Raw genomic sequence first — 21,546 nt, 5'->3', positions numbered from 1 at the left:
GTCGGGAGCGGGGCTCGACCGGACGACTCAGGCCAGGTAGCTGAGGAGGCGGCTGAGCAGGCCCAGGCCGATGACCACGGCGAGCAGGACGAACATCAGGAACCATGGGCGGAACGGCGCACGCTCGACCTGGTGCAGCGGCGAGGCGAGGTACTGCTCGACCTTGCGCTGGTCTTCGGGGCTCAGTCGGCTGGGCATGGCGGGCCTCCGTTTTCGATATCGGTCATTCTAGTCAGACAGGGGGGTCGATCACCAGCGGATCGTCGAGGCGGATCACCCCGCTGCCGATCACCCGCGCGGTGATGCCGCCCTGCTCGCGCACGCTCTTCAGCGTGCGGTGGTCGATGTGCTTTTCCAGGCGGCCGCAGGGCTGGTACCAGCCGGTGGCTTCCAGCAGTGCGCCACCGAGGCGGAAACGCCGGTCCTTGAGACTGAGCAGGTCGATTCCGGCGACGGCGATGTTGCGGCGCATTTCGGTGGGCAGCAACGGCCTGCCCAGCAGGGTGCCGAGGGCCTCGATGTGCTCCCACTGCACCAGGGTGACCTGGCGCGGCGGCTGCGCATGGTCGCCGGTCAGTCCCTGGCCGCGGCGCGCCTCGACCGCCTCCAGTTCCTGGATCGGCGCGCGGCTGCCGGAGCGTACGCCGATCCACTTCACCCGTCCCTCGCTCACAGCCCCACTCCGGCGTCGAACAGGATGCTGCGGCCGAGGTTGGCGCGGAGGAACTCGGGAGCGCCGGAGTGGGCGAAAAGCACCCGGGCGAAGGTCGGGCCGACCATCGATAGCGAGCGCCAGCCCTGGCGCAGGTATTCGGTCGGCGGTGGGAACGGGGTGTTGAAGTCGGGCACCGCGCGTTTCAGGTTGACGAAGGCCAGCAGGTCCAGCTCGGCATGATCGATGCCGCGCTCGCTGTAGTTGTGTGCCTTCTTGCGCAGGGTCGGCGCCAGCCGGGCCTGCAGTTCGGCGGCGGCGATCCGTTGTGGACGCTCCTCGCGGCGGATCAGCTGGCGCAGGCTGACGGCCTGGCGACGGCGGCTCAGCTCCTCGCGCCATTCCTCGTTGAGCCGACGACCCTCGTCGAGGACGAAGAACACCTCGAAACCGGCGCCCTTGAACAGCACGTCCGGCGGCTGGTCGCCCGGCGCGGCGAAGTCCTCCTGGCGATAGGGCACGTTGAGCGCTTCGAGGAAGCGCTGGCAGACCCAGCGCTCGCGGTCCCATTTGCGCGCGTTGGAGAGGAAGTCGTTGGCTTGTTCGGCCTGACGGGTGAGCAGGCGCAGGTAATCCGCTTCGTTCATGGGCTCAGCTTAGTCCGCCCGCAGGTCCGCTTTCCAGCCCGTGGGCGTTCTGCCTGCGACAATCCGCCCGGCGCGCATCGCCGCCGGACCTCGGTGTACACTGCCGTTCCCCATGGCCTGGAGCCGTTCCGATGCAGCTTCGCAGCGTCATCGCCGCCGATCATCCGGCTCTGTTCGCCCTCTGGTCGCGAACGCCGGGTATTCGCATCCGCGCCGAGGACGAGTATCCGTTCTTCGTCGCCTATCTCGAACGCAACCCCGGGCTGAGCCTGCTGGTCGAATCCGCGGGCGTGGTGATCGCCTGCCTGATGGCCGGCCACGATGGCCGCCGTGGCTACCTGCAGCACCTGGCGGTCGATCCTGCCTATCGTCGCCAGGGGCTGGCGCGGCGCCTGCTCGACGAGGCGCTGGCGCGCCTGGCCAGGGAAGGGATCGGCAAATCCCATGTCTTCGTCCTCGACGCCGCCGAACAGGCCCTGGCGTTCTGGCAGGCCCAGGCGGGTTGGCAGCGGCGCGAGGACATCCAGGTATTTTCCACTCGGGAGGAACGCGCGTGAAACGATTGCACTGGATTCTGCTGGCCATGCTGCTGCCGGGCCTGGCCCTGGCGCTGGAGAAGGGCGAGACCCTGGAGCCCTGGACGCTCCAGGACCAGTTCGGGCAGGCCCGCTCGCTCGATGACTCCACGCGGGTCCTGCTGGTCGCCCGCGACATGGACGGCGCGAAGCTGGTCAAGGCGGCTCTGGCCGAACGTCCCAAAGGCTACCTGGAGGCGCGCCAGGTGCTGTTCCTGGCGGACATCAGCCGGATGCCGGGCCTGATCTCGCGGCTCTTCGCGGTACCGGCGATGCGCGACTACAGCTATCCGGTCGTGCTGGACCGCGAGGCCGCGGTGGCGCCGCGCTATGGCGCGGGCGCGAGCAAGGTCCTGTGGATCCGCCTGGAGCAGCGGCGAGTGGAGGAGGTCCGCGAGCTGGACTCGCCGGTGGCCCTGCGCATCGCCCTGGAACAGGCGCAGCCGTGATCGCTGCCGAGCTGTTGTCGGCGGAAAGCCTCGAGCTGGGTTGGGCGATCTATGCGCCGGTGCTGCTGCTCGCCGCCTGGCGCGCGCCCTGGGTCGAGCTGGTCAGCGATACCCGTCGCCAGCATCTGGTGTTCGGCACCATGCTCGGGCTGTTTTTGCTCTGGCTGGTACGCCGTGACTTCGATTCGGGGCTGTCGTTCCATTTCATCGGCATGACCGCCGTGACCCTGCTGCTCGACTGGCCGCTGGCGATCGTGGTGGGGCTGGTGGCGCAGCTCGGCCTGTGCCTGCTCGGACGCCAGGACTGGCTGGCGATCGGCGTCAACGGCGTGCTGCTGGTGGCGATCCCGGCGCTGATCGCCGAGCTGGCGGCGCTGTTCGTGGAAAGGCGCCAGCCGCGCAACCTGTTCGTCTATATCTTCTGCTGCGGCTTCTTCCCGGCGGCGCTGACCGCCGTGGTGGTTCTGCTGCTCGGCCTGGGCGTGGTCTGGATCGACGGCCTGTTCCCGATGCCGCCCTGGCTCGAGGATTTCGCCGGCTACCTGTGGCTGATCATGTTCCCCGAGGCCTTCATCAACGGCACGGTGATCACCGGCCTGGTGGTCTACTACCCGGAATGGCTGGAAACCTTCAACCGCACCCGCTACCTGCAGGCGCCCTGGAAGGACGACGACCGCAAGCCCTGATGGCCAGTCATTCGCCATGTCCATGGCGGGGCGCGGCTGACCTGGATCAGTGTTTCGGCGCGGGCGCACCGCGATCCTGCCGCTTTCTCACGGGAGGATCGGAACATGGGAGTCCACGAATGGGCCCGGCAGGGCCTGCTGCGTTTGCTGGCGGAAAATGGCGAGGCGGACCGGACGATGCGCCTGCGCGCGCTGTTGAGCGTGATCGTCGAACTGAACAAGGCGCAGCGCGCCCCTGAAGACCTGGCCGGCGAACTGCAGTTCCTGGCGGAGAACCTCGACGATCAGCGCGACTATGCCTTCATGCGCCCTTGATGGAGACGGGCCAGCCGGGTTGGCTGGCCCGTCGCGATCAATGCTCGCGAGGCGGCAGGTCGGCAGAGAAGATGTCGTCTTCCAGGGTGTCGCCGGGGATCGCGTGTTCCTCGGCGGCCCAGGCGCCGAGATCGATCAGCTTGCAGCGGTCGGAGCAGAAGGGGCGGTACTTGTTGTCGCTTTTCCATTCGACGGGCGCGCCGCAGGTCGGGCACTCCACGGTCAGCGGCTGGCTCATGCTCGGCCTCCTCGCAAGGTCAGGTAGAAGGCGTGCAGTCGTTCGACTTCACGCTGCAGGTGGGACAGGTCGCCGTCGTTGACCAGCACGTCGTCGGCGTGCTTCAGGCGCTCGTCGCGCCGGGCCTGGGCCTGGAGGATCGAGCGCACCTGCTCCTCGGAGACCTTGTCGCGGAGCATGGTGCGTTGCAGTTGCAGGTGTTCCGGGGTGTCCACCACCAGCACGCGCTGGGTCATGTGGCGCTGCCCGGACTCCACCAGCAGCGGCGAAACCAGGATGGCGTAGGACGATTCGGCCCTGGCCAGGTACTGGACGATCTCCGCGCCGATCAGCGGGTGCAGCAGTTGTTCCAGCCAGCGCCGCTCCTCAGGCGCCTGGAAGATCCGTTCGCGCAGGGCGGCGCGGTCGAGCTGGCCGTCGGGCAGGAGGATGCCGTCGCCGAAGCGTTCGACGATCTTCGCCAGGGCCGGGCGCCCCGGTTCCACCACCCAGCGGGCGGCATGGTCGGCGTCCACCAGGTGGACGCCGAGGGCGGCGAAATGCTCGGCGGCCGCGCTCTTGCCGCTGCCGATGCCGCCTGTGAGGCCAAGTATCCAGGGTTGGGTCATTTGAATCCGGCGAATTGCAAATAGGTCCGGGTTATTTGATCACCCCAGAGCAATGCAATCCACCCGGCAATCGCCAGATAGGGACCGAAGGGGATCGGCGTGCCGCTTGCGGCGTTGCGCAGGCGCAGCATGACCACCCCGAGGATGGCCCCGACCAGCGACGACAGCAGGATGGTCAGCGGCAGGACCTGCCAGCCGCCCCAGGCGCCGAGCATGGCCAGCAGCTTGAAGTCGCCGTAGCCCATGCCTTCCTTGCCGGTCACCAGCTTGAACAGCCAGAACACCGACCACAGGCTGAGGTAGCCGAACACCGCGCCGAACAGCGCGTCGTCGAGGCTGGCGAAGAGGCCGAAATGGTTGGCGATCAGGCCCAGCCAGAGCAGCGGCAGCACCAGCACGTCCGGCAGCAGCTGGTGATCGGCATCGATCAGGCTCATCGCCAGCAGGCCCCAGGTCAGCAGGAGCATCGCGCCGGCCTGCCAATTGAAACCGAAGTGCCAGGCGACGTAGCCGGAAAGCAGCGCGGTGGCCAGTTCCACCAGGGGGTAGCGCTTGCCGATGGCGGCCTTGCAGGACGAGCACTTGCCGCCCAGCGCCAGGTAGCTGAGCACCGGGATGTTTTCCCAGGGGCGGATCTCGTGGCCGCAATGCGGGCACGAGGAGTTCGGCAGGACCAGGTTGTAGATCGCCGGTTCAGGCTCCGGCTGCAGCCCGAGCGCCTCGCGGGCCTCGGCCTTCCAGTTGCGCTCCATCATCTTCGGCAGGCGGTGCACGACGACGTTGAGGAAGCTGCCGACCAGCAGGCCGAGGACGATGGCGCACAAGACAAAGGCCAGCGTATGGCTGGCCAGGTAGTCGAGGAGGGTCATTTAGACGACGTTGCCCAGCTGGAAGATCGGCAGGTACATGGCGATGATCAGGCCACCGACCAGAACCCCGAGGACCGCCATGATCATCGGTTCCATCAGGGCGGTCAGGTTGTCCACGGCATTATCCACTTCCTGCTCGTAGAAGCCAGCTACCTTGGCCAGCATGTCGTCCAGCGCGCCCGATTCCTCGCCGATGGCGGTCATCTGGATGGCCATGCTGGGGAAGATGTTGGTGGTGCGCATGGAGAAGTTCAACTGCATGCCGGTGGACACGTCCTGCTTGATCTTGCCCACCGCGTCCCTGAACACCACGTTACCGGTGGCGCCGGAAACCGAGTCGAGGGCTTCCACCAATGGCACGCCGGCGGCGAAGGTGGTCGACAGCGTCCGCGCGTAGCGTGCCACGGCGGATTTGTAGAGGATGGCGCCGACGATCGGCAGCTTCAGTACCGTGCGGTCGGTGGCGTCGCGGAACTTCTCCGAACGCTTGTAGGCGTGGTTCAGCAGGAAGCCGGCGCCGCCCATCATCAGCAGTACCAGGAGCCACCATTCTTGGAGCACGTTGGAGATATTGATGACCATTTGGGTGAAAGCCGGCAGTTCGGCGCCGAAGCCCTCGAACACCGACTGGAACTGCGGTACCACCTTGATCAGTAGGATCGCCGAGACGATGATGGCGACGACGATCACCGCGATCGGGTAGGTCATGGCCTTCTTGATCTTGGCCTTCAGCGCCTCGGTCTTTTCCTTATAGGCGGCGACCCGGTCGAGCAGGGTTTCCAGGGCGCCGGATTGTTCGCCGGCGTCCACCAGGTTGCAGTAGAGCGAGTCGAAGTACTGCGGCTTCTTGCGCAGCGAGTTGGCCAGGCTGTTACCGCCGGCGACTTCCTGCTTGATCTCCTCCACCAGCTTGCGCATGTTCGGATTGTCGAAGCCTTCGCTGATGATGTCGAAAGACTGTAGCAGTGGCACGCCGGCGGCCATCATGGTGGACATCTGACGGGTGAACAGGGCGATGTCCATGGGCTTGATCTTCTTCCCCGCCCCCAGCAGGGAAATGCCTTTCTTGCGGACCTTGACTGGCGTGATGCCTTGCTTGCGCAGTTGCGCCTTGACCAGGGTCGGGTTCTGGCTGGACAGCTCGCCCTTGACCTTGGTGCCTTTCTTGTCAGTGCCTTCCCATACGAAGACACTGGTCTTTAACGCTTTGTCCGCCATGGATTAATCCTTGGTCACGCGGTTGACTTCCTCCAGGCTGGTGATTCCCTGCATGGCTTTCAGCAGGCCTGAGGTGCGCAGATCGTTGAAGCCTTCTTTGCGGGCTTGCTCGGCGATCTCGATGGAGTTGCCTTCTTCCATGATAATCCGCTGCAGGGCGGGGGTGTTTTTAACCACTTCATAAATACCGACGCGACCTTTGTAACCGCCTTTGCAGTTTTCGCAGCCACAGGCGAATACAGCTTGAAGGTGCCGATCCTGTCTTCCGGGAAGCCTTCGTGAAGCAGGGTTTCCCTCGGCACCTCGTGTTCTTTCTTGCAGTGCGAACAGAGTTTTCGCGCAAGGCGCTGGGCGATGATCAGGTTCACCGAAGTCGCCAGGTTGAACGCCGGCACGCCCATGTTCAGCAGGCGGGTCAGGGTCTCGGCGGCGCTGTTGGTGTGCAGGGTGGACATCACCATATGCCCGGTTTGCGCCGCCTTGATGGCGATCTCGGCAGTCTCCAGGTCGCGGATCTCGCCGACCATGATCACGTCCGGATCCTGGCGCAGGAAGGCGCGCAGCGCCTGGGAGAAGTCCATGCCCTGGCGCGGGTTGACGTTGACCTGGTTGATGCCTTCCAGGTTGATCTCCACCGGATCTTCGGCGGTGGAGATGTTGATATCGGTTGTATTGAGGATGTTCAGGCCGGTGTACAGCGAGACCGTCTTGCCCGAACCGGTGGGGCCGGTGACCAGGATCATGCCCTGCGGCTGCTTGAGCGCGGCCAGGTAGAGTTCCTTCTGATCCTCTTCGTAGCCCAGGGCGTCGATGCCCATCTGCGCGCTGGAGGAGTCGAGAATCCGCATCACGATCTTCTCGCCCCACAGGGTCGGCAGGGTGTTGACGCGGAAGTCGATGGACTTGGTCTTCGACACGCGCATCTTGATCCGGCCGTCCTGCGGCTTGCGTCGTTCGGAGATATCCAGGCCGGCCATCACCTTGAGTCGCGCGGAAATGCGGCTGGCCAACTGGATCGGCGGCTTGGCCACTTCGTGGAGCATGCCGTCGGTACGGAAGCGCACCCGGTAGGTCTTTTCGTAGGGCTCGAAGTGCAGGTCGGAAGAGCCGCCGCGGATGGCGTCGAGCAGCATCTTGTTGACGAAGCGCACCACGGGGGCGTCTTCGGCATCGTCGCCGTCGTCGTCCTGGCTGGCGCTTTCCGCCTTGCCGACATCGACCCCGTCGAGATCGATGTCGCCGAGGTCGCCGAGGGCGTCCATGGCGCCCTCGTAGAGCTTCTCGATGGCTACGCCGAGCTTGTCGTCCTCCACCAGCAGGGCCTCGGTGGTGAGGCCGGTGCTGAACTGGATATCGGTGACCGCTTGGTGATTGGTCGGGTCGGAGAGACCGATGAACAGTTTGTTGCCGCGTTTCCACAGCGGCAACACGCGGTGCTGGCGGACCAGGCGCTCGCTGATGACATCCTTGGGAATGCTTTCCCGATCCAGGCTGTTCAGGTCGCAATAGGCGATGCCGAACTGCTCGGCGGCCACCTCGACCAGCGCCCGGCTCTGCACCAGCTTGGCCTGGACCAGGTGGCTGACCAGCGACTGCTTGTTGCGCGCGGCCTGCACCTGGGCCTGGCGGGCGGTCTTTTCGTCGAGGAGTTCGTTCAGGACCAGTTGCTTGGCAAGGCCGCTGAGAGGCGTGGAATCGTTCATTGGGGAACATCTGAAGAAGGCTTGGAGCGAGACTTATAACGCAGATGCCAAAGGCTGCCAAACCGACGATTCCGAGATGCCCAAAAGTGTCACATATTGCCGGCAGGGGAGAGCGGAACACTTTCGAAGTCCCCGCAAGAGTTGCGAAAGGAGGGCGCTTGAAAGGTTGGCATGCAACCTGCTTTGGAGAGGGAAGGCGTTTGGCCTATACATACCACATGGAGATATTCATGAAAGCTCAGAAGGGTTTTACTCTGATCGAACTGATGATCGTGGTCGCGATCATCGGCATCCTGGCCGCCATTGCCATCCCGCAATACCAGGACTACACCGCCCGTACCCAGGTGACCCGTGCCGTGAGCGAAGTCAGCGCGCTGAAGACCGCTGCGGAGTCGGCGATTCTGGAAGGGAAGGAGATTGTTTCCAACAAAGCTCCTTCCGCTACCCAGTATGACCTTGGGTTTACCAGTTCCACCCTGCTGGCAGGGGAAGACAAAGCTCAAATCGATGTTCAAAAGGGCGCCACCGCTACTCCGGAGATTTCGGCTACTTTGGGTGGCTCTTCAGGCAAAGCTATCGCTGGTGCCAAAATCACCGTGGCACGTACTGCCGAGGGAATCTGGACCTGCAAGATCACAGGCTCGCCGGCCAACTGGAAAACCAACTACGCTCCGGCCAACTGCCCGAAATCCTAATAGGCTTTTCGGTCTGGTCTAGTAGTAAAAGAGAAAACCCCGCATTGCGGGGTTTTTTCATTACGGACTCGCGATGAATCGAACAAGAGTGATCTGGCAAGGCGGGATTGCTTTGCCTTCTTTCGTAGGGTTTGCACTACTATCCCTGATAGCAGCTGTGCTGCTTTCTACTGTAATTCATTATGGGGTTTCTCCGAACTGGCACGACCAGCAGCGCATATTCCAGTTGCTGTTGCTGAGTAGCTCATCACTGTTTTTTTTCTTGTATTTTCCTTCTTCGCTTATTAGGCGAAAGGTTCTTGCCGCTCTATTGTTGACTCTCGGGTTGGGTGTTTTTTCCTCCCTTCTTTCTGATGGTTCCTCCTGGGCATTCAAGGAATGGTCGGTATTCGCCGGCCTGATGCTGTTTTCCTTCAATATATCCGCCAGCCCAGAGTGGGTTCGCCGTGCTGCCCTCTGGGGGCTGCTGGTGTTGGGAGGGTTCTTCTGCTACCAGTTCCTGCTTTCCTATCTCGCGGCCTTCGTCAGCGGACTCCGTGAGTTGAACCCTGAGGTTCTGCTCAGCGGCTTTTCCAACGTCCGGACCATGGGGCAGTTCCAGGCCATGCTGCTGCCGCTGATGGCTGCGCTGGGGTTATACCTGCGAGAGACCGGGCGGTTCAGGCTGTCCTGGCTTGTCATGCTGCTGCTGGCCATTCAGTGGTGCATCTCCTTCGCCTTGGCTGGGCGCGGGCTCTGGTTGAGTTTCGCCGTCGCGCATCTCGCGCTTTGCTGGATCGGCCCCGTGGGGCGCCGCTTTTTGATCGTCCAGTTGTCCGCAGCATTCGTCGGACTGGCGCTCTATTTCCTGCTAATGGTTGCCTTGCCGGCCTGGCTCGGTATCGACATGACCCTCATGTCCGGTATGCGCAGTGGTCTGTCTCTGCGCGACGTGTTGTGGAGAGATGCCTGGGGCATGTTCGTAGCCCATCCTTTGCTTGGGGTCGGGCCCATGCATTTCTCGGCGGTGCCGAACAGCGTCGGTGCCCACCCGCACCAGATGCTGCTGCAGTGGTTCGCCGAATGGGGCGGGGTCGCTGGCCTTCTGGTGGTTGGACTGATGATCCTAGGTCTGCTTCGCGGCGCGCGTTACCTGCGTGAACAGGGCGATCCGATGGATGCCGGACTGTGGCTGGCCCTCGTTTCGGTCCTGGTCCTGGCCCAGGTGGACGGCGTGTTCGTCATGCCCTTCACCCAGACCGTATTGGCCTTGTTGGTAGGCATCGCCATGGCGCGCTGGTCGAGGCCGGTCGCGCCGTCTCCCGCACAGCGCTGGCTCTGTCGGGGCCTGGCTGTCGTTGTCATTGTCGTGCTAGGGCGCGTGCTGCTGCTCGAGGTTCCGGGGCTGACCGCGGCCGAGGAGCGCTACCTGGAAATCCACGGCGGCGGCGAGGCGCCACGTTTCTGGATTCAGGGCTGGATTCCCATGTGAGGGGGAATATCGGTTGAAATCCGGCTGTGCCGAGTGATACCTTCCCCGCGCCGCCGGATTAGCTCAGTCGGTAGAGCAGCTCATTCGTAATGAGAAGGTCGGGGGTTCGATTCCTCTATCCGGCACCAGTCGCAATAAAAAGCCCCGCTTCGGCGGGGCTTTTTATTGCCTGCGATTCGTTCAGAGGGCGAGGCGCATGGACAGGTCGACGGCCCTGACGTCCTTGGTCAGGGTGCCGATGGAGATGTAGTCGACGCCGGTCTCGGCGATGTTGCGCAGGGTGCTCTCGTTGATCCCGCCGGACGCTTCCAGCTTGGCGCGCCCGGCGGTGAGCGCGACGGCGGTGCGCATGTCGTCCAGGCTGAGTTCGTCGAGCATGACGATATCGGCACCGGCTTCCAGGGCCTGGCGCAGTTCGTCGAGGTTCTCCACTTCCACTTCTACCGGCTTGTCGGGGGCGATGCGCCGGGCTTCGGCGATCGCCGGGGCGATGCCGCCGCAGGCGGCGATGTGGTTTTCCTTGATCAGGAAGGCATCGTAGAGGCCGATGCGATGGTTGTGGCAACCGCCGCAGGTGACCGCGTACTTCTGCGCCAGGCGCAGGCCGGGCAGGGTCTTGCGGGTGTCGAGCAGCTTCACCGCGGTGCCGGCGACCAGGTCGGCGTAGTGCTGGCTGCGGGTGGCGGTGCCGGAAAGCAGTTGCAGGAAGTTCAGTGCGCTGCGCTCGCCGGTGAGCAGGGCGCGGGCCGGACCTTTTAGCTGGAACAGCGTCTGGTTCGGCTCGACTCGCTGGCCGTCCTCCACCTGCCAGGTCACCAGCACTCGGGGATCGACCTGGCGGAAGACCTCGTCGACCCAGGCGCGGCCCGCGATCGTCGCGTGCTCGCGGGTAATCACCCGGGCCTCGGCTTCGCGCTGTGGATCGATCAATTGAGCGGTAAGGTCGCCACCACCGACGTCTTCCGCCAGGGCGGTGCGGACGTTGGCCTGGATTTCGCCTTGGAGGTCGGCAAGGGTGAGGTTGGGCATGGCGGGCTCCTGTACGAGATCGGGCGATTATACGGAGCGCGGCGGACGGCGTCTGTGCCTGCCTGGGCGTCGTCGGGAGGGCTTCCATTCATCGGTCTTCGCTTGTGTGAAAAGAGTCATGTCTATAGGAAAACCCTCTATCTAGATTCGAAAGTATCTCTATAATGAATGTAGATACTTGTTTTTGACGCCTGGAAATTGACGTTACGGACGACGCCAATCGATCCTCTGTGCCCGAATTTTGCCATTCCATGCGCGGCCGCGAGGGTGGCAGGAGAGTCCCGATGCAGAACGATGCCAATGTGGTGCACCTGACCAGGATCGCCTCCGAGCCGTCGCCGAACGCCGGCGCAGGACGGCTGCCGGTCATCCTCGTGCAGGTGCGCGACAAGGCGGCGCTGCAACTGAAGCAGGCACTGCAGGCGTTGTTCGACAATGCCGACGACACTCTTTTCGAGATGGCCGACCGGGCCACCAGCAATCTCGAGCAGAATGCCTTCTTCGAAGCCATGCGCGACCTGCGCCTCAAGCGCAAGAGCATCGAGCGGGTCTACCTGCAGAAGGTCTTCGAGGAGTTTTCCGCACTCAACCAGGTACAGCCCGGTAGGTCCGTACCGACGCTGGACAGCGTGTCCTTCGACAGTCTCAGCCTGGTGCAGAACGAGGAACTGGAGGAGTCCGTCGCCGTGGATGCCATGGTGGCGCGGGTGATGAGCCGCGACGCGACCGCGCTGGCGCACCTCGGCACGCGCCTGAACACCCTGGTCGGGCGCAAGGTCGACGAGAAGAACAATCCCCTCGGTCCGCGCCCGCTGACCGCGGCCTTCCTCGATGCCTGCCAGGGGTTGGGCGTCGAGATCAAGGTCAAGCTGATCATCCTCAAGCTGTTCGAGAAGTATGTCCTGGCGCACTGCGACCAGCTCTACGCCGAGGCCAACCAGGTATTGGTCGCGGCGGGCGTGCTGCCGGAGCTGAAGTCGGCCCTGCCGCGGCGCAATCCCGCGGCGCGCAGCGAGGCGGTGCGCGATAGCGACGCGCTGCAGGCGCAGGCGGCATTGCTCGACGGCGGCCAGCAGGAAGTCTTCGGCGCGCTGCAGGAGCTGTTGTCGCAGGTCCGCGCCAATCCGTCCTTCTATCGCCGGGAAATCCCGGAAAATGCCGCACCGATTTCCAGCAACGACCTGATGCGCCTGCTTTCCCACCTGCAGCAGCACCTGCCGAGCGCCAGTGGCGCGGAGTTCGACGTGCGCGACGGGGTCGACCAGCTGCTCCAGCGCGTCAGCCACAAGAGCGGGCGCTCGCGGGTGGTCGGCCAGATGGATGACGACGTCATCAACCTGGTATCGATGCTCTTCGAGTTCATCCTCGACGACCGCACCCTGCCGGACTCGCTGAAGGCCCTGATCGGGCGGATGCAGATCCCGATGCTCAAGGTGGCGTTGCTCGACAAGACCTTCTTCAGCCGCGGCAGCCACCCGGCGCGGCGCCTGCTCAACGAGATCGCTTCGGCTTCGCTGGGTTGGGCCGAGCACAACGACGCCCGGCGCGACAGCCTCTACCAGAAGATCGAGCAGGTGGTGATGCGCCTGCTGAACGACTTCGTCGACGACCCGGCGATCTTCGCCGAGCTGCTGGAGGATTTCATCGCCTTCACCGGCGACGAGCGTCGCCGCAGCGAACTGCTCGAGCAGCGCACCCGCGACGCCGAGGAAGGCCGGGCCCGGGCCGAGCTGGCGCGCCAGGACGTGGAGCAGGTACTCAACCAGCGCCTGCTCGGCAAGGTCCTGCCGGAGGTGGTGGTACGCCTGCTGCGCGACGCCTGGAGCAAGGTGATGCTGCTGATCTGCCTCAAGCATGGCAAGGCATCGGCCGAATGGCGAGAGGCCCTGGCGACCATGGACGAACTGATCTGGAGCGTCGAGCCGCACGACGATCCGCTGTCCCGTCAGCAATTGCTGGAACGCGTGCCGGGCCTGCTCAAGGCGCTGCGCGAGGGCCTGGCCAGCGCGGCATTCGATCCGTTCTCCACCGGCGAGTTCTTCAGCCAGCTGGAGACCCTGCATGTCCAGGGCCTGCAGCGCGACAAGCGCGGCGAGGCGGCGGACATCCCGCTGCTCGATGAGCCGTCGTCGGACACGCTCTCCGAGAAGCCGCGCGCGCCGGTCATGCTGCGAGTGGTAGAAGAGATCGTCCTCAGCTCGCCGGAGGTTGCCACCCCGCCGAGCGAGAGCGAGGTGCGCCTGGCGGACGACGACGAGGCGCTGCTGCGGGTCGATGCGCTGCGTGTCGGCAGTTGGGTGGAGATCCAGGAGGACGCCGAGCACAAGCTGCGTTGCAAGCTGGCGGCGGTGATCCGCCCGACCGGCCGTTATATCTTCGTCAACCGCACCGGGATGAAGGTCCTGGAAAAGACCCGCATGGGCCTGGCCGTGGAGTTCCGCCGGGAGGCGGTACGCCTGCTGGATGACGCACTGCTGTTCGACCGTGCCCTCGAGTCGGTGATCGGCAACCTGCGACGGCTCAAGGGCGCCTGAGTCCAGGTGAAGGCCCGGCATTGCGCCGGGCTTTTCGTTTCTCCAGGTACGAACCTTCTTCGACCGCAGTCGAACCGGCCGATCCTGCGCCAGGCCGATCGTCATTCCGCTACGCCTGGATTAGAGTGGGGGCTCGTTCAGGAGCCCGTATGCATTTCGATTCCGTCACCGGCTGGGTCCAGGGGATCCGCCACTGTCCTTCACCGAACTTCAACCTGCGTTCGCAGGGGGAAGTGGTGTCGTTGCTGGTCATCCACAACATCAGCCTGCCACCGGGGCAGTTCGGCACCGGCAAGGTCCAGGCCTTCTTTCAGAACCGCCTGGACGCGGACGAGCACCCCTATTTCGCGGAAATCCGCCACCTGACGGTCTCCGCGCATTTCCTCATCGAACGCGACGGCGGCATCACCCAGTTCGTCTCCTGCCACGATCGCGCCTGGCACGCCGGGGTGTCCTGCTTCGAAGGGCGCGAGGCGTGCAACGACTTTTCCCTGGGGGTCGAACTGGAAGGGACCGACACGGAACCGTACACGGATGCGCAGTACACTGCCCTGGTCGGGTTGACGCGGCTGTTGCGCGCGGCGTTTCCGGCGATCACCCGCGGGCGGATCCAGGGGCACTGCGATATCGCTCCGCAGCGCAAGACCGACCCCGGCGAGGCCTTCGACTGGCCGCGCTACCGTGCCGGATTGACCGATTCCAAGGAGGAAACATGACGTTCCTGGTGTTGCTGCTGGCCCTGGCGCTGGAGAAGTTCTCCGGCTGGCGCCGGCGTATCCAGCGCGATGGCGCCTGGCTCGCCTGGCTGGGGCTGGTCGAGGACCTGCCCCTGGTGTCCCGCCGCTCCTGGCTCGGCGTGCTGCTGGCGGTGGTCCTGCCGCTGCTGCCGCTGGCCCTGCTGCTGACGCTGCTGCAGCCGCTGGCCTATGGTTGGCTGAGCCTGCCGCTGCATCTCCTGGTGGTGGTCTACAGCCTCGGGCGTGGCGACGTACTGGCCGACCTCGGGCCATTCCGCGATGCCTGGCGGCGCGAGGACGCCCAGGCGGCATCCCTGGTCGCCGAGCGTGACCTGGGTGTCCAGGGTTGCAGCGAGGGCGAACTGATCGGCCGGGTGCATGCCCATCTGCTCTGGCAGGGCTACCAGAGCTTCTTCGCGGTGATCTTCTGGTATGCGCTGCTCGGGCCGGCGGCGGCCCTGGCCTACCGCCTGCTGGCGCTGACGGTGGAGCATGCCCGTCAGCCGGAACTGCGCGAACGGGCGGCGCGGGTACGTCATGCCCTCGATTGGCTGCCGGCGCGCGCGCTGGTGCTGAGCTTCGCCCTGGTCGGCAACTTCCTCGCGGTGATCCGCGTACTGCTGCACTGGTTGCTGGCCTGGGACCTCTCCGCGGCGGCCCTGCTGGCCAAGGCCGGGCGGGTCGCCAGCGACGTCGAGGCGGTCGAGCTGGGCGCCGCCGGGGTCGCCAGCCTGGATGCGCTCTGGCAATTGCTGGTGCGCGCGGCGGTGCTCTGGTACGCCGTGTTCGCCTTCTGCGCGCTGTTCCTCTGAGCGCAAAGGCGGGGAGCCCGCTCGCGGCTCCCCGTTAACCTTAAGTTACAGAACGGCGGGCCGATATCGGGTACACAGGTGATCGCGCTTGCGTGATTTCGAAAAGCCATCACGAGCGAGTGCCGAGCGTCGGTGTCGCCACGGCGCGACATCTCTCAGAACGATAAGAATAATCAGGAGACGTCTGGGTGAAGACCGTACTCTATCCCGCCATCGCGCTGATGAACCGGCTCAGCTTCGGCATGAAGTTCGGCCTGATCAGCGTGCTGTTCTTCCTGCCTCTGCTGATCACCAGCTTCTACCTGGTACGCGACGCCTACCGCCAGTTCAGCGATACCCGCATCGAGCTGCAGAGCCTGGCGCTGCTGGGCAGCAGCCTGCAGCTCCGGCGCGACCTGGAGTCCCTCAACGACCTGGTGCAGATCAACGCCGTCATCGGCCAGTCCGGCAAGGGCGGCGACCTGGAAGCGCGCATCGCTAACCTGCAGAAAGCCCTGCGCGGGCGCCTCGAGGCGCTGGTCCCGCTCAGCGAGGACGGCGCGGCGATCGCCGAGTTCCAGGCCCAGCGCAACCAGTTGCTGGAGGGTTTGCAGGCGGTCGAGGCCGAAGGCTCGCTGCAGGGCAAGGGCGCACGGGCGGAGAAACTGCTCGGCGGCGCGCAGGTCTTCATCAAGCTGCTGATCGGCCAGGCGGGGCTCAGCCAGGACAGCCAGCGCCAGGTGCGCCAGCTCAGCGAGCTGGTCGGTTCGATAACCCCGGAGGTGACGGCGGCGATCAGCAAGGGACGGGCCATCGGCGCCTATTCCCTGGGCCAGGGGTTTCTCAATTCGTCTTCCAGCGCGCGCCTCGACGAACTCCTGCTGGAGTTCGAGAAACTGCATGGCGAATACGGCCTGAAGCTGCAGGAGTCGCTGGCCGACAGTCCCCAGGCGCTGATCGATGCCGCCCAGGCCAGTCGCGAGACCCTGAAGAGCCTGGGGCAACTGCTCGAAGACCAGGTGATCGTGGCCGACACCCTGGATGCGCCCTGGACCCAGTTCTACGACCAGGTCAGCGCGGCGATGGGCAAGACCTACCAGCTCGACGACAGTGTCCTTGCCTACCTCGACAGCCAGTTGCAGAAGCGCCTGCAGCAGGTGCGTGCGCAGATGCTGCTGCTGGTGACGGCGCTGGTGGTGGTGTTCATCGCGATCTTCTACCTCTACGGCGGTTTCTACGTGTCCACCCGCGCCACCCTGAAGGACCTCGGGCGAATGATGGAGCGGGTCGCCGGCGGCGACATGACGGTCAGCTTCCAGTCGCGCAGCCGCGACGAGCTGGGCGAACTGGGGCAGTCGTTCAACGAGTCGGTGGCGAAGATCCACGACCTGATCGAGCGGGTCAGCCAGACCGTCGGCGAGGTCGAGCGGCAGACCCTGCGGGTCGAGTCGGTGTCGGCCGAAAGCAACCAGGCGGTGGCTGGCCAGCGCAGCCAGATCGAACAGGTCGCGACGGCGATGAACCAGATGGCGGCCACCGCCCAGGAAGTGGCGCGCAGCGCGGCGATGGCGGTGAGCAGCGCGAACAGCGTGAACCAGGAAACCCTCAGCGGGCGCAGCCTGGTCGAGTCGCAGGTGGGCAGCATCCAGCGCCTGGCCGGCGAGATCGATCAGTCGGTGGCGGCGATCAATCGCCTGGCCAGCGACAGCGCGTCGATCAGCCAGGTGCTGGACGTGATCAAGGGGATCGCCGAGCAGACCAACCTGCTGGCGCTCAACGCGGCGATCGAGGCGGCCCGCGCCGGCGAGCAGGGCCGTGGCTTCGCGGTGGTCGCCGACGAGGTGCGGACCCTGGCCAAGCGCACCCAGCAGTCCACCGCCGAGATCGAGCAGATGATCCTGCGCCTGCAGGGCGGGGTGGACGCGGCGGTGAAGGCGATGGGCAGCAGCCATCACACCGCCGACGGCACCGTCAACGAGTCGGCGCGCGTACAGCAGGCGCTGGAGAACATCCTCGGCGCGGTGGGCATGATCGTCGACCAGAACCAGCAGATCGCCGCCGCCGCCGAGCAGCAGACCACGGTGGCCCACGACATCGACCAGAATATCGTCGAGATCAACCAGGCCGGCGAGCGCACCGCCGAAGGGGCCAGCCAGACCGAGCGGGCCAGCCGCGAGCTGGGCGCGCAGGTGAACCAGCTCAAGCGTCTGATCGGGGCGTTCAGGGTATAGGCGCAAGGCCCGCGCGCGGGTGCGTTTCGTCCGTCCGAGCGAACCCCGGGCGGGCGACGACATCCCACTGTCATGCGCATGGGGTAAAGCCTGGGCAGGTCAAGCCAGCGCCGCGACAGGCGGAGGCGAAATCGCGGCATTTTTTTATTGATCTCGTGCCCCCTTGGTCCTAAAGTTCGCGCCCGAACGTCCATGCTGGAAACGATCCATCCGGCTCAAGTACTGACGACGAGAGATCGCCTTGAGGCAAGGCGACGCCCGCCGCTCATCGCGGCCAGTTCGTTCCGTTCGCCAGGCGCCGCGGCGCTTGCGGAGGGCGACCTGGCAGGATGAACAGGCGGTGGCTGCCGGCAGGCAGGTGATACTCGGCGACATGCCTTGGGAAGTAGGCGAACCAAAGTGGGGAAACGGATTAGACGTTCAGCTTCACCCCTACGAATCCATGTGTTTTGCCATTGGGAGTCCCAACCATGTCCATCAAGGTCGAGGATTATTTCGCCCCTGAAACCTTCCAGCGCATGAAGGCCTTCGCCGACAAGCAGGAAACCCCCTTCGTGGTCATCGACAGGCAGACCATCGCCGATGCCTACGACCAACTGACCGATTGCTTCCCCTTCGCCAGGATCTACTACGCGGTGAAGGCCAACCCCGCCACCGAGATCACCGAACTGCTGCGCGACAAGGGCTCGAACTTCGACATCGCCTCGATCTACGAGCTGGACAAGGTGCTGAAGACCGGCGTCGGTCCGGAGCGCATCAGCTACGGCAATACCATCAAGAAATCCAAGGACATCCGCTACTTCTACGAGAAGGGCGTGCGCCTGTTCGCCACCGACTCCGAGGCCGACCTGCGCAACATCGCCAAGGCCGCGCCCGGGGCCAAGGTCTACGTGCGTATCCTCACCGAGGGTTCGACCACCGCCGACTGGCCGCTGTCGCGCAAGTTCGGCTGCCAGACCGACATGGCCATGGACCTGCTGATCCTGGCCCGCCAGTTGGGCCTGGAGCCCTACGGCATCTCCTTCCACGTGGGGTCGCAGCAGCGCGACATCTCGGTATGGGACGCGGCGATCGCCAAGGTCAAGGTGATCTTCGAGCGCCTGAAGGAGGAGGACGGCATCGTCCTGAAGATGATCAACATGGGCGGCGGCTTCCCGGCCAACTACATCACCAAGACCAATGACCTGGAGACCTACGCGGAGGAGATCATCCGCTTCCTCAAGGAAGACTTCGGCGACGACCTGCCGGAAATCATCCTCGAGCCGGGCCGTTCGCTGATCGCCAATGCCGGCATCCTGGTCAGCGAAGTGGTGCTGGTCGCGCGCAAGTCGCGGACCGCCGTGGAGCGCTGGGTCTATGCCGACGTTGGCAAGTTCTCCGGACTGATCGAAACCATGGATGAGTCGATCAAGTTCCCTATCTGGACCGAGAAGCAGGGCGAAATGGAAGAGGTGGTGATCGCCGGACCGACCTGCGACAGCGCCGACATCATGTACGAGCACTACAAGTACGGCCTGCCGCTGAACCTGTCGAGCGGCGACCGGCTCTACTGGCTGTCCACCGGTGCCTATACCACCAGCTACAGCGCCGTGGAGTTCAACGGCTTCCCGCCGCTGAAGGCGTTCTACCTGTAACTCCCGTTGGTTCCGGAAAAGCCCCGCCCTGGCGGGGCTTTTTCATTCCCGGCGCTGGCCGACGGAGTTCCCGCGTGCGAGGTTGGGCGCTCGACGAGCACGAGGGGGAAGCAAGATGACAGGCCACGGTATTTCCCTGGTGACTCTCGGCGCCGCCGATCTCGCACGCTCCAGCCGCTGCTACCAGGCGCTGGGCTGGCAAGCGTCGGCGGACGGCAACGAACAGGTGGTGTTCCTCAAGGGGCGCAACCTGGCCCTCGGCCTCCACGGCCGCCAGGCGCTCGCCGAGGACGCCCGGGTGGAGGACCGCCCGACCGGCTTCGCGCCATCACCCTGGCCTGCGACTGCGCCCCGCGGGAAGAAGTCCGACCGGCTGTTGTTCGCCGCCGCCCTGGCGGGTGGCGAGCAAGCGACCAAGGTGCCGCAGGAGGTGTTCTGGGGCGGTTATTCGGAATATGTCGCCGATCCGGACGGGCATCTCTGGGAAGTCGCCCACAAGCCGTTCTGACCGCTCGACGAGCAGGGCAACCTGGTATTGCCCTGAGTTCGCTACGCACAGGAAAACGCCCCGCTGGCGGGGCGCCTTTTCTTTTCGCGGCGTCAGCCTTCGTTCGGCTGGCGGGCCGGCGCGCGCGGCGTCGCCGGTGCCGGGCGCCCGGCCTGGGCCACTTGCTGTTCGGTGGCGGCCTTGTCCAGCGGCAGCTTGTCGAAGTCGCGCAGGCCATTGTGCGCGTAGGGGTTGCCGATCCAGCGGACTTCCTGCCGGAAGTCGTTGCTGACCAGGCTCTTGCTCGGGTCGAAGAGGTCGTAGCCGAGGCCGGCCAGGTCGGACCAGGTGTGGATCAGGTCTTCGCTGCTGTAGCGTCGGTCGACCAGCGCCTGCAGGTCGCGGGGGTGGCTCTGCTGCCAGCTGGGGGAAGTCCAGACCAGGAAGGGCACGGTGTACATGCCGCGGGTCGGGTCGCCCTCGTTGCGTCCCAGGCGATCGTGCGGGGCTTCGTCGAAGACTTCCTCGCCGTGGTCGGAGAGATAGACCAGGAAGCCGTTCGGGTCGCTGTTGGCGAAGCCCTTGATCAGGCTGGAGACCACGTAGTCGTTGTACAGCACGGCGTTGTCGTAGCTGTTGTAGACCGCCACCTGGTCGTCGCTGAGCGCCGCCGGCGCGCCCTGGCGGTCGACGAAGCGGGCGTATTCCTCGGGGTAGCGGTACTTGTAGTTCATGTGGGTGCCGAGCAGATGGACCACGATGAACTTCTTCGGCGCCGGGTCTTCCAGCACCTTGGCGAAGGGCGCCAGCACCGCGCCGTCGAGCTGGCTGGCGTTCTGGCTGCGCTGGTTGTTCAGGTAGAACTGCGCATCGGTCTGCTGGGCGAAGGTGGTCAGCATGGTGTTGCGCTTGGTCATGGTCTGCTGGTTGGTGATCCAGAAGGTCTTGTAGCCGGCCTGCTTCATCAGGTTCATCAGCGACGGATCGGTGAGGAAGCGATCCGGATGTTCCTGGTCGGCGAAGGTCAGCACCTGCTGCAGCACCTCGATGGTGTACGGCCGCGAGGCCACCACGTTGTTGAACACCGTGAGGTTCTGGTTGGCGGCCTTCAGCGCATCCAGCTGCGGGGTGGTTTCACGCGGGTAGCCGTAGAGGCTCATGTGTTTGCGCGAGGTCGACTCGCCGATCACCAGGACCAGGGTGCGCGGGGTGTCGCCGTTGGCGTCGACCAGGTTCTTCAGCGGCGGCAGGGCGGCATTCTTCTGCAGCAGCGCCTGCATGCTGGCCAGTTGCTGGCGGTATTGCTGGTAGCCGATCAGCAATTGCCAGGGCACCGCCGGCTCCATGCGCGCCTGGACCTTGTCCAGGGCCTGGTCGAACGGACGGCCCTGGCTTATCAGTTGCTTGTAGAAGGGATAGCCGATGGTCGCGACGATCAGCAGCACGGCCACCGGCGCGGCGCTGAAGCGCGGCAGGTACACCGGCCGCAGGCGCCGCCAGAGCAGGATCGCAACCAGGCTGTAGAGCACCAGGCCGAGGGTCATCCAGGGATTGAAATACTGGCTGAAGTACTCGCTGGCTTCCGCGGTGTTCGACTCGAACATCACGAAGATCACGCTTTGCGAAAATTCCTGGTGATAGATGCCGAAATAGCTCAGGCCGACCAGCGAGGCGGCCCACAGCACCAGCCCGATGATCGCGGCCAGCGGCTTGGTCCAGCGCGGGAACAACAGCACCGGCGCGAGCCAGATGCTGCTCAGCACCATGGCGTTGCGGAAGCCGGAGAAGCCGCTGTTGCCGGAGGCCAGCAGGAGCAGTTGGGTGATGCCGGAGAAGAACCAGAAGAACAGGAACAGCCAGCCCAGGCCGGCCCAGTCGATGCGGTTGCGCGTGACGCTTGGTGGGGTGGGGGACACGATAGCCTCGTTCAGTGAGCGGAGGCGTGGTCGGGTGCGCCTCGATGAGGAGGCGAGGGTA

20 protein-coding genes, 1 tRNA gene and 3 pseudogenes are annotated in these 21,546 nt (G+C 64.8%); 14 read left to right on the top strand and 10 right to left on the bottom strand.

The window, feature by feature from the left end; genetic code table 11:
* Positions 1-27: 27 nt before the first annotated feature.
* Genes B7D75_RS23350 through B7D75_RS23340 form a run of 3 tightly spaced genes read right to left on the bottom strand, consistent with a single transcriptional unit; the run spans position 28 to position 1,299 of the window.
* On the bottom strand, positions 28-198 hold the full coding sequence (locus tag B7D75_RS23350) for a DUF3094 family protein (RefSeq protein WP_003152781.1): 171 nt from the start codon (positions 196-198) through the stop codon (positions 28-30).
* Between the two features lie 34 nt (positions 199-232).
* Positions 233-673, bottom strand: coding sequence for an MOSC domain-containing protein (locus B7D75_RS23345; RefSeq protein ID WP_107114470.1), 441 nt, complete (start codon positions 671-673; stop codon positions 233-235).
* On the bottom strand, positions 670-1,299 hold the full coding sequence (locus B7D75_RS23340) for a DUF1780 domain-containing protein (protein ID WP_033998217.1): 630 nt from the start codon (positions 1,297-1,299) through the stop codon (positions 670-672). The genes B7D75_RS23345 and B7D75_RS23340 overlap by 4 nt, the downstream gene beginning before the upstream one ends.
* Positions 1,300-1,430: 131 nt before the next feature.
* On the opposite strand from B7D75_RS23340, the gene B7D75_RS23335 reads away from it, so the two are divergent.
* The 4 genes from B7D75_RS23335 (at position 1,431) to B7D75_RS23320 (ending at position 3,324) form a co-directional block, all read left to right on the top strand.
* Positions 1,431-1,856, top strand: coding sequence for a GNAT family N-acetyltransferase (locus tag B7D75_RS23335; protein ID WP_003152776.1), 426 nt, complete (start codon positions 1,431-1,433; stop codon positions 1,854-1,856).
* Positions 1,853-2,323 carry an FAD/FMN-containing dehydrogenase gene (locus tag B7D75_RS23330; protein WP_107114469.1) on the top strand — a complete coding sequence of 157 codons (471 nt, stop codon included), beginning with the start codon at positions 1,853-1,855 and terminating at the stop codon, positions 2,321-2,323. Before B7D75_RS23335 ends, B7D75_RS23330 begins: the two co-directional genes overlap by 4 nt.
* On the top strand, positions 2,320-3,009 hold the full coding sequence (locus B7D75_RS23325) for an energy-coupling factor ABC transporter permease (RefSeq protein ID WP_012077298.1): 690 nt from the start codon (positions 2,320-2,322) through the stop codon (positions 3,007-3,009). The genes B7D75_RS23330 and B7D75_RS23325 overlap by 4 nt, the downstream gene beginning before the upstream one ends.
* 105 nt (positions 3,010-3,114) lie before the next feature.
* The gene (locus B7D75_RS23320; protein WP_033998211.1) at positions 3,115-3,324 is read left to right on the top strand and encodes a hypothetical protein; all 210 of its coding nucleotides are present in this window, start codon (positions 3,115-3,117) and stop codon (positions 3,322-3,324) included.
* A gap of 37 nt (positions 3,325-3,361) precedes the next feature.
* Here B7D75_RS23320 and yacG read toward each other — a convergent pair whose 3' ends face one another.
* The 5 genes and pseudogenes from yacG to pilB all read right to left on the bottom strand — a co-directional run.
* Positions 3,362-3,562 (bottom strand): DNA gyrase inhibitor YacG, encoded by a 201-nt coding sequence (gene yacG / locus B7D75_RS23315; RefSeq protein ID WP_003094656.1) that lies wholly within the window; start codon positions 3,560-3,562, stop codon positions 3,362-3,364.
* On the bottom strand, positions 3,559-4,170 hold the full coding sequence (gene coaE / locus B7D75_RS23310; RefSeq protein ID WP_107114468.1) for a dephospho-CoA kinase: 612 nt from the start codon (positions 4,168-4,170) through the stop codon (positions 3,559-3,561). The genes yacG and coaE overlap by 4 nt, the downstream gene beginning before the upstream one ends.
* Positions 4,167-5,039: a type IV prepilin peptidase/methyltransferase PilD gene (gene pilD / locus B7D75_RS23305; protein ID WP_107114467.1), complete on the bottom strand. Its 873-nt coding sequence runs from the start codon at positions 5,037-5,039 to the stop codon at positions 4,167-4,169. Before pilD ends, coaE begins: the two co-directional genes overlap by 4 nt.
* A complete protein-coding gene (locus B7D75_RS23300; RefSeq protein WP_107114466.1) occupies positions 5,040-6,257 on the bottom strand; it encodes a type II secretion system F family protein in 1,218 nt (405 codons plus the stop codon).
* A 78-nt stretch (positions 6,258-6,335) separates the two neighbouring features.
* Positions 6,336-7,960: pseudogene (gene pilB, locus B7D75_RS23295) on the bottom strand (type IV-A pilus assembly ATPase PilB); the annotation flags it as partial.
* A gap of 230 nt (positions 7,961-8,190) precedes the next feature.
* On the opposite strand from pilB, the gene B7D75_RS23290 reads away from it, so the two are divergent.
* The 3 genes from B7D75_RS23290 to B7D75_RS23280 all read left to right on the top strand — a co-directional run bounded on the left by B7D75_RS23290 (position 8,191) and on the right by B7D75_RS23280 (position 10,254).
* Positions 8,191-8,655 (top strand): pilin, encoded by a 465-nt coding sequence (locus B7D75_RS23290; RefSeq protein WP_058175466.1) that lies wholly within the window; start codon positions 8,191-8,193, stop codon positions 8,653-8,655.
* A gap of 73 nt (positions 8,656-8,728) precedes the next feature.
* On the top strand, positions 8,729-10,126 hold the full coding sequence (locus B7D75_RS23285) for an O-antigen ligase family protein (RefSeq protein WP_234600078.1): 1,398 nt from the start codon (positions 8,729-8,731) through the stop codon (positions 10,124-10,126).
* A gap of 52 nt (positions 10,127-10,178) precedes the next feature.
* Positions 10,179-10,254 (top strand) — tRNA-Thr (locus B7D75_RS23280).
* Positions 10,255-10,306: 52 nt separating this feature from the next.
* Here B7D75_RS23280 and nadC read toward each other — a convergent pair.
* Positions 10,307-11,155: a carboxylating nicotinate-nucleotide diphosphorylase gene (gene nadC, locus B7D75_RS23275; RefSeq protein WP_003152758.1), complete on the bottom strand. Its 849-nt coding sequence runs from the start codon at positions 11,153-11,155 to the stop codon at positions 10,307-10,309.
* Between the two features lie 284 nt (positions 11,156-11,439).
* Here nadC and B7D75_RS23270 point away from each other — a divergent pair, with 284 nt between their 5' ends.
* The 7 genes and pseudogenes from B7D75_RS23270 to B7D75_RS23240 all read left to right on the top strand — a co-directional run bounded on the left by B7D75_RS23270 (position 11,440) and on the right by B7D75_RS23240 (position 19,590).
* Complete coding sequence (locus tag B7D75_RS23270) at positions 11,440-13,689, top strand: DUF1631 domain-containing protein (RefSeq protein WP_107114465.1); 2,250 nt, start codon at positions 11,440-11,442, stop codon at positions 13,687-13,689.
* A 149-nt stretch (positions 13,690-13,838) separates the two neighbouring features.
* On the top strand, positions 13,839-14,405 hold the full coding sequence (gene ampD / locus B7D75_RS23265) for a 1,6-anhydro-N-acetylmuramyl-L-alanine amidase AmpD (RefSeq protein ID WP_003152756.1): 567 nt from the start codon (positions 13,839-13,841) through the stop codon (positions 14,403-14,405).
* Positions 14,402-15,238, top strand: coding sequence for a regulatory signaling modulator protein AmpE (gene ampE, locus B7D75_RS23260; protein ID WP_012077273.1), 837 nt, complete (start codon positions 14,402-14,404; stop codon positions 15,236-15,238). Before ampD ends, ampE begins: the two co-directional genes overlap by 4 nt.
* Before the next feature lie 221 nt (positions 15,239-15,459).
* Positions 15,460-16,590 (top strand): annotated as a pseudogene (locus B7D75_RS30115) (HAMP domain-containing protein); the annotation flags it as partial.
* 144 nt (positions 16,591-16,734) lie between these two features.
* On the top strand, positions 16,735-17,448 hold the full coding sequence (locus B7D75_RS30110) for a methyl-accepting chemotaxis protein (protein ID WP_371106871.1): 714 nt from the start codon (positions 16,735-16,737) through the stop codon (positions 17,446-17,448).
* Positions 17,449-17,918: 470 nt separating this feature from the next.
* On the top strand, positions 17,919-19,082 hold the full coding sequence (locus B7D75_RS23245; protein WP_012077270.1) for a type III PLP-dependent enzyme: 1,164 nt from the start codon (positions 17,919-17,921) through the stop codon (positions 19,080-19,082).
* Positions 19,083-19,197: 115 nt separating this feature from the next.
* Positions 19,198-19,590, top strand: a pseudogene (locus B7D75_RS23240) (VOC family protein).
* 92 nt (positions 19,591-19,682) lie between these two features.
* Here the strand turns inward: B7D75_RS23240 and B7D75_RS23235 are convergent.
* Positions 19,683-21,485 (bottom strand): phosphoethanolamine transferase CptA, encoded by a 1,803-nt coding sequence (locus B7D75_RS23235; RefSeq protein ID WP_107114463.1) that lies wholly within the window; start codon positions 21,483-21,485, stop codon positions 19,683-19,685.
* Between the last annotated feature and the right edge of the window lie 61 nt (positions 21,486-21,546).

The sequence above is a fragment of the Pseudomonas paraeruginosa genome, from assembly GCF_003025345.2.
In the GTDB taxonomy this organism is placed as follows: Bacteria; Pseudomonadota; Gammaproteobacteria; order Pseudomonadales; family Pseudomonadaceae; genus Pseudomonas; species Pseudomonas paraeruginosa.
The sequence above is the reverse complement of the archived record's forward strand: the minus strand, read 5'-3'. Positions and strand labels throughout refer to the sequence as shown.

Coding starts and splice junctions, on each gene's coding strand:
- B7D75_RS23350 (WP_003152781.1), bottom strand. CDS start 198: ATGCCCAGCCGACTGAGCCCCGAAGACCAGCGCAAGGTCGAGCAGTAC.
- B7D75_RS23340 (WP_033998217.1), bottom strand. CDS start 1,299: ATGAACGAAGCGGATTACCTGCGCCTGCTCACCCGTCAGGCCGAACAA.
- B7D75_RS23335 (WP_003152776.1), top strand. CDS start 1,431: ATGCAGCTTCGCAGCGTCATCGCCGCCGATCATCCGGCTCTGTTCGCC.
- B7D75_RS23320 (WP_033998211.1), top strand. CDS start 3,115: ATGGGAGTCCACGAATGGGCCCGGCAGGGCCTGCTGCGTTTGCTGGCG.
- yacG (WP_003094656.1), bottom strand. CDS start 3,562: ATGAGCCAGCCGCTGACCGTGGAGTGCCCGACCTGCGGCGCGCCCGTC.
- coaE (WP_107114468.1), bottom strand. CDS start 4,170: ATGACCCAACCCTGGATACTTGGCCTCACAGGCGGCATCGGCAGCGGC.
- pilD (WP_107114467.1), bottom strand. CDS start 5,039: ATGACCCTCCTCGACTACCTGGCCAGCCATACGCTGGCCTTTGTCTTG.
- B7D75_RS23300 (WP_107114466.1), bottom strand. CDS start 6,257: ATGGCGGACAAAGCGTTAAAGACCAGTGTCTTCGTATGGGAAGGCACT.
- B7D75_RS23290 (WP_058175466.1), top strand. CDS start 8,191: ATGAAAGCTCAGAAGGGTTTTACTCTGATCGAACTGATGATCGTGGTC.
- B7D75_RS23285 (WP_234600078.1), top strand. CDS start 8,729: ATGAATCGAACAAGAGTGATCTGGCAAGGCGGGATTGCTTTGCCTTCT.
- nadC (WP_003152758.1), bottom strand. CDS start 11,155: ATGCCCAACCTCACCCTTGCCGACCTCCAAGGCGAAATCCAGGCCAAC.
- B7D75_RS23270 (WP_107114465.1), top strand. CDS start 11,440: ATGCAGAACGATGCCAATGTGGTGCACCTGACCAGGATCGCCTCCGAG.
- ampD (WP_003152756.1), top strand. CDS start 13,839: ATGCATTTCGATTCCGTCACCGGCTGGGTCCAGGGGATCCGCCACTGT.
- ampE (WP_012077273.1), top strand. CDS start 14,402: ATGACGTTCCTGGTGTTGCTGCTGGCCCTGGCGCTGGAGAAGTTCTCC.
- B7D75_RS30110 (WP_371106871.1), top strand. CDS start 16,735: ATGAACCAGATGGCGGCCACCGCCCAGGAAGTGGCGCGCAGCGCGGCG.
- B7D75_RS23245 (WP_012077270.1), top strand. CDS start 17,919: ATGTCCATCAAGGTCGAGGATTATTTCGCCCCTGAAACCTTCCAGCGC.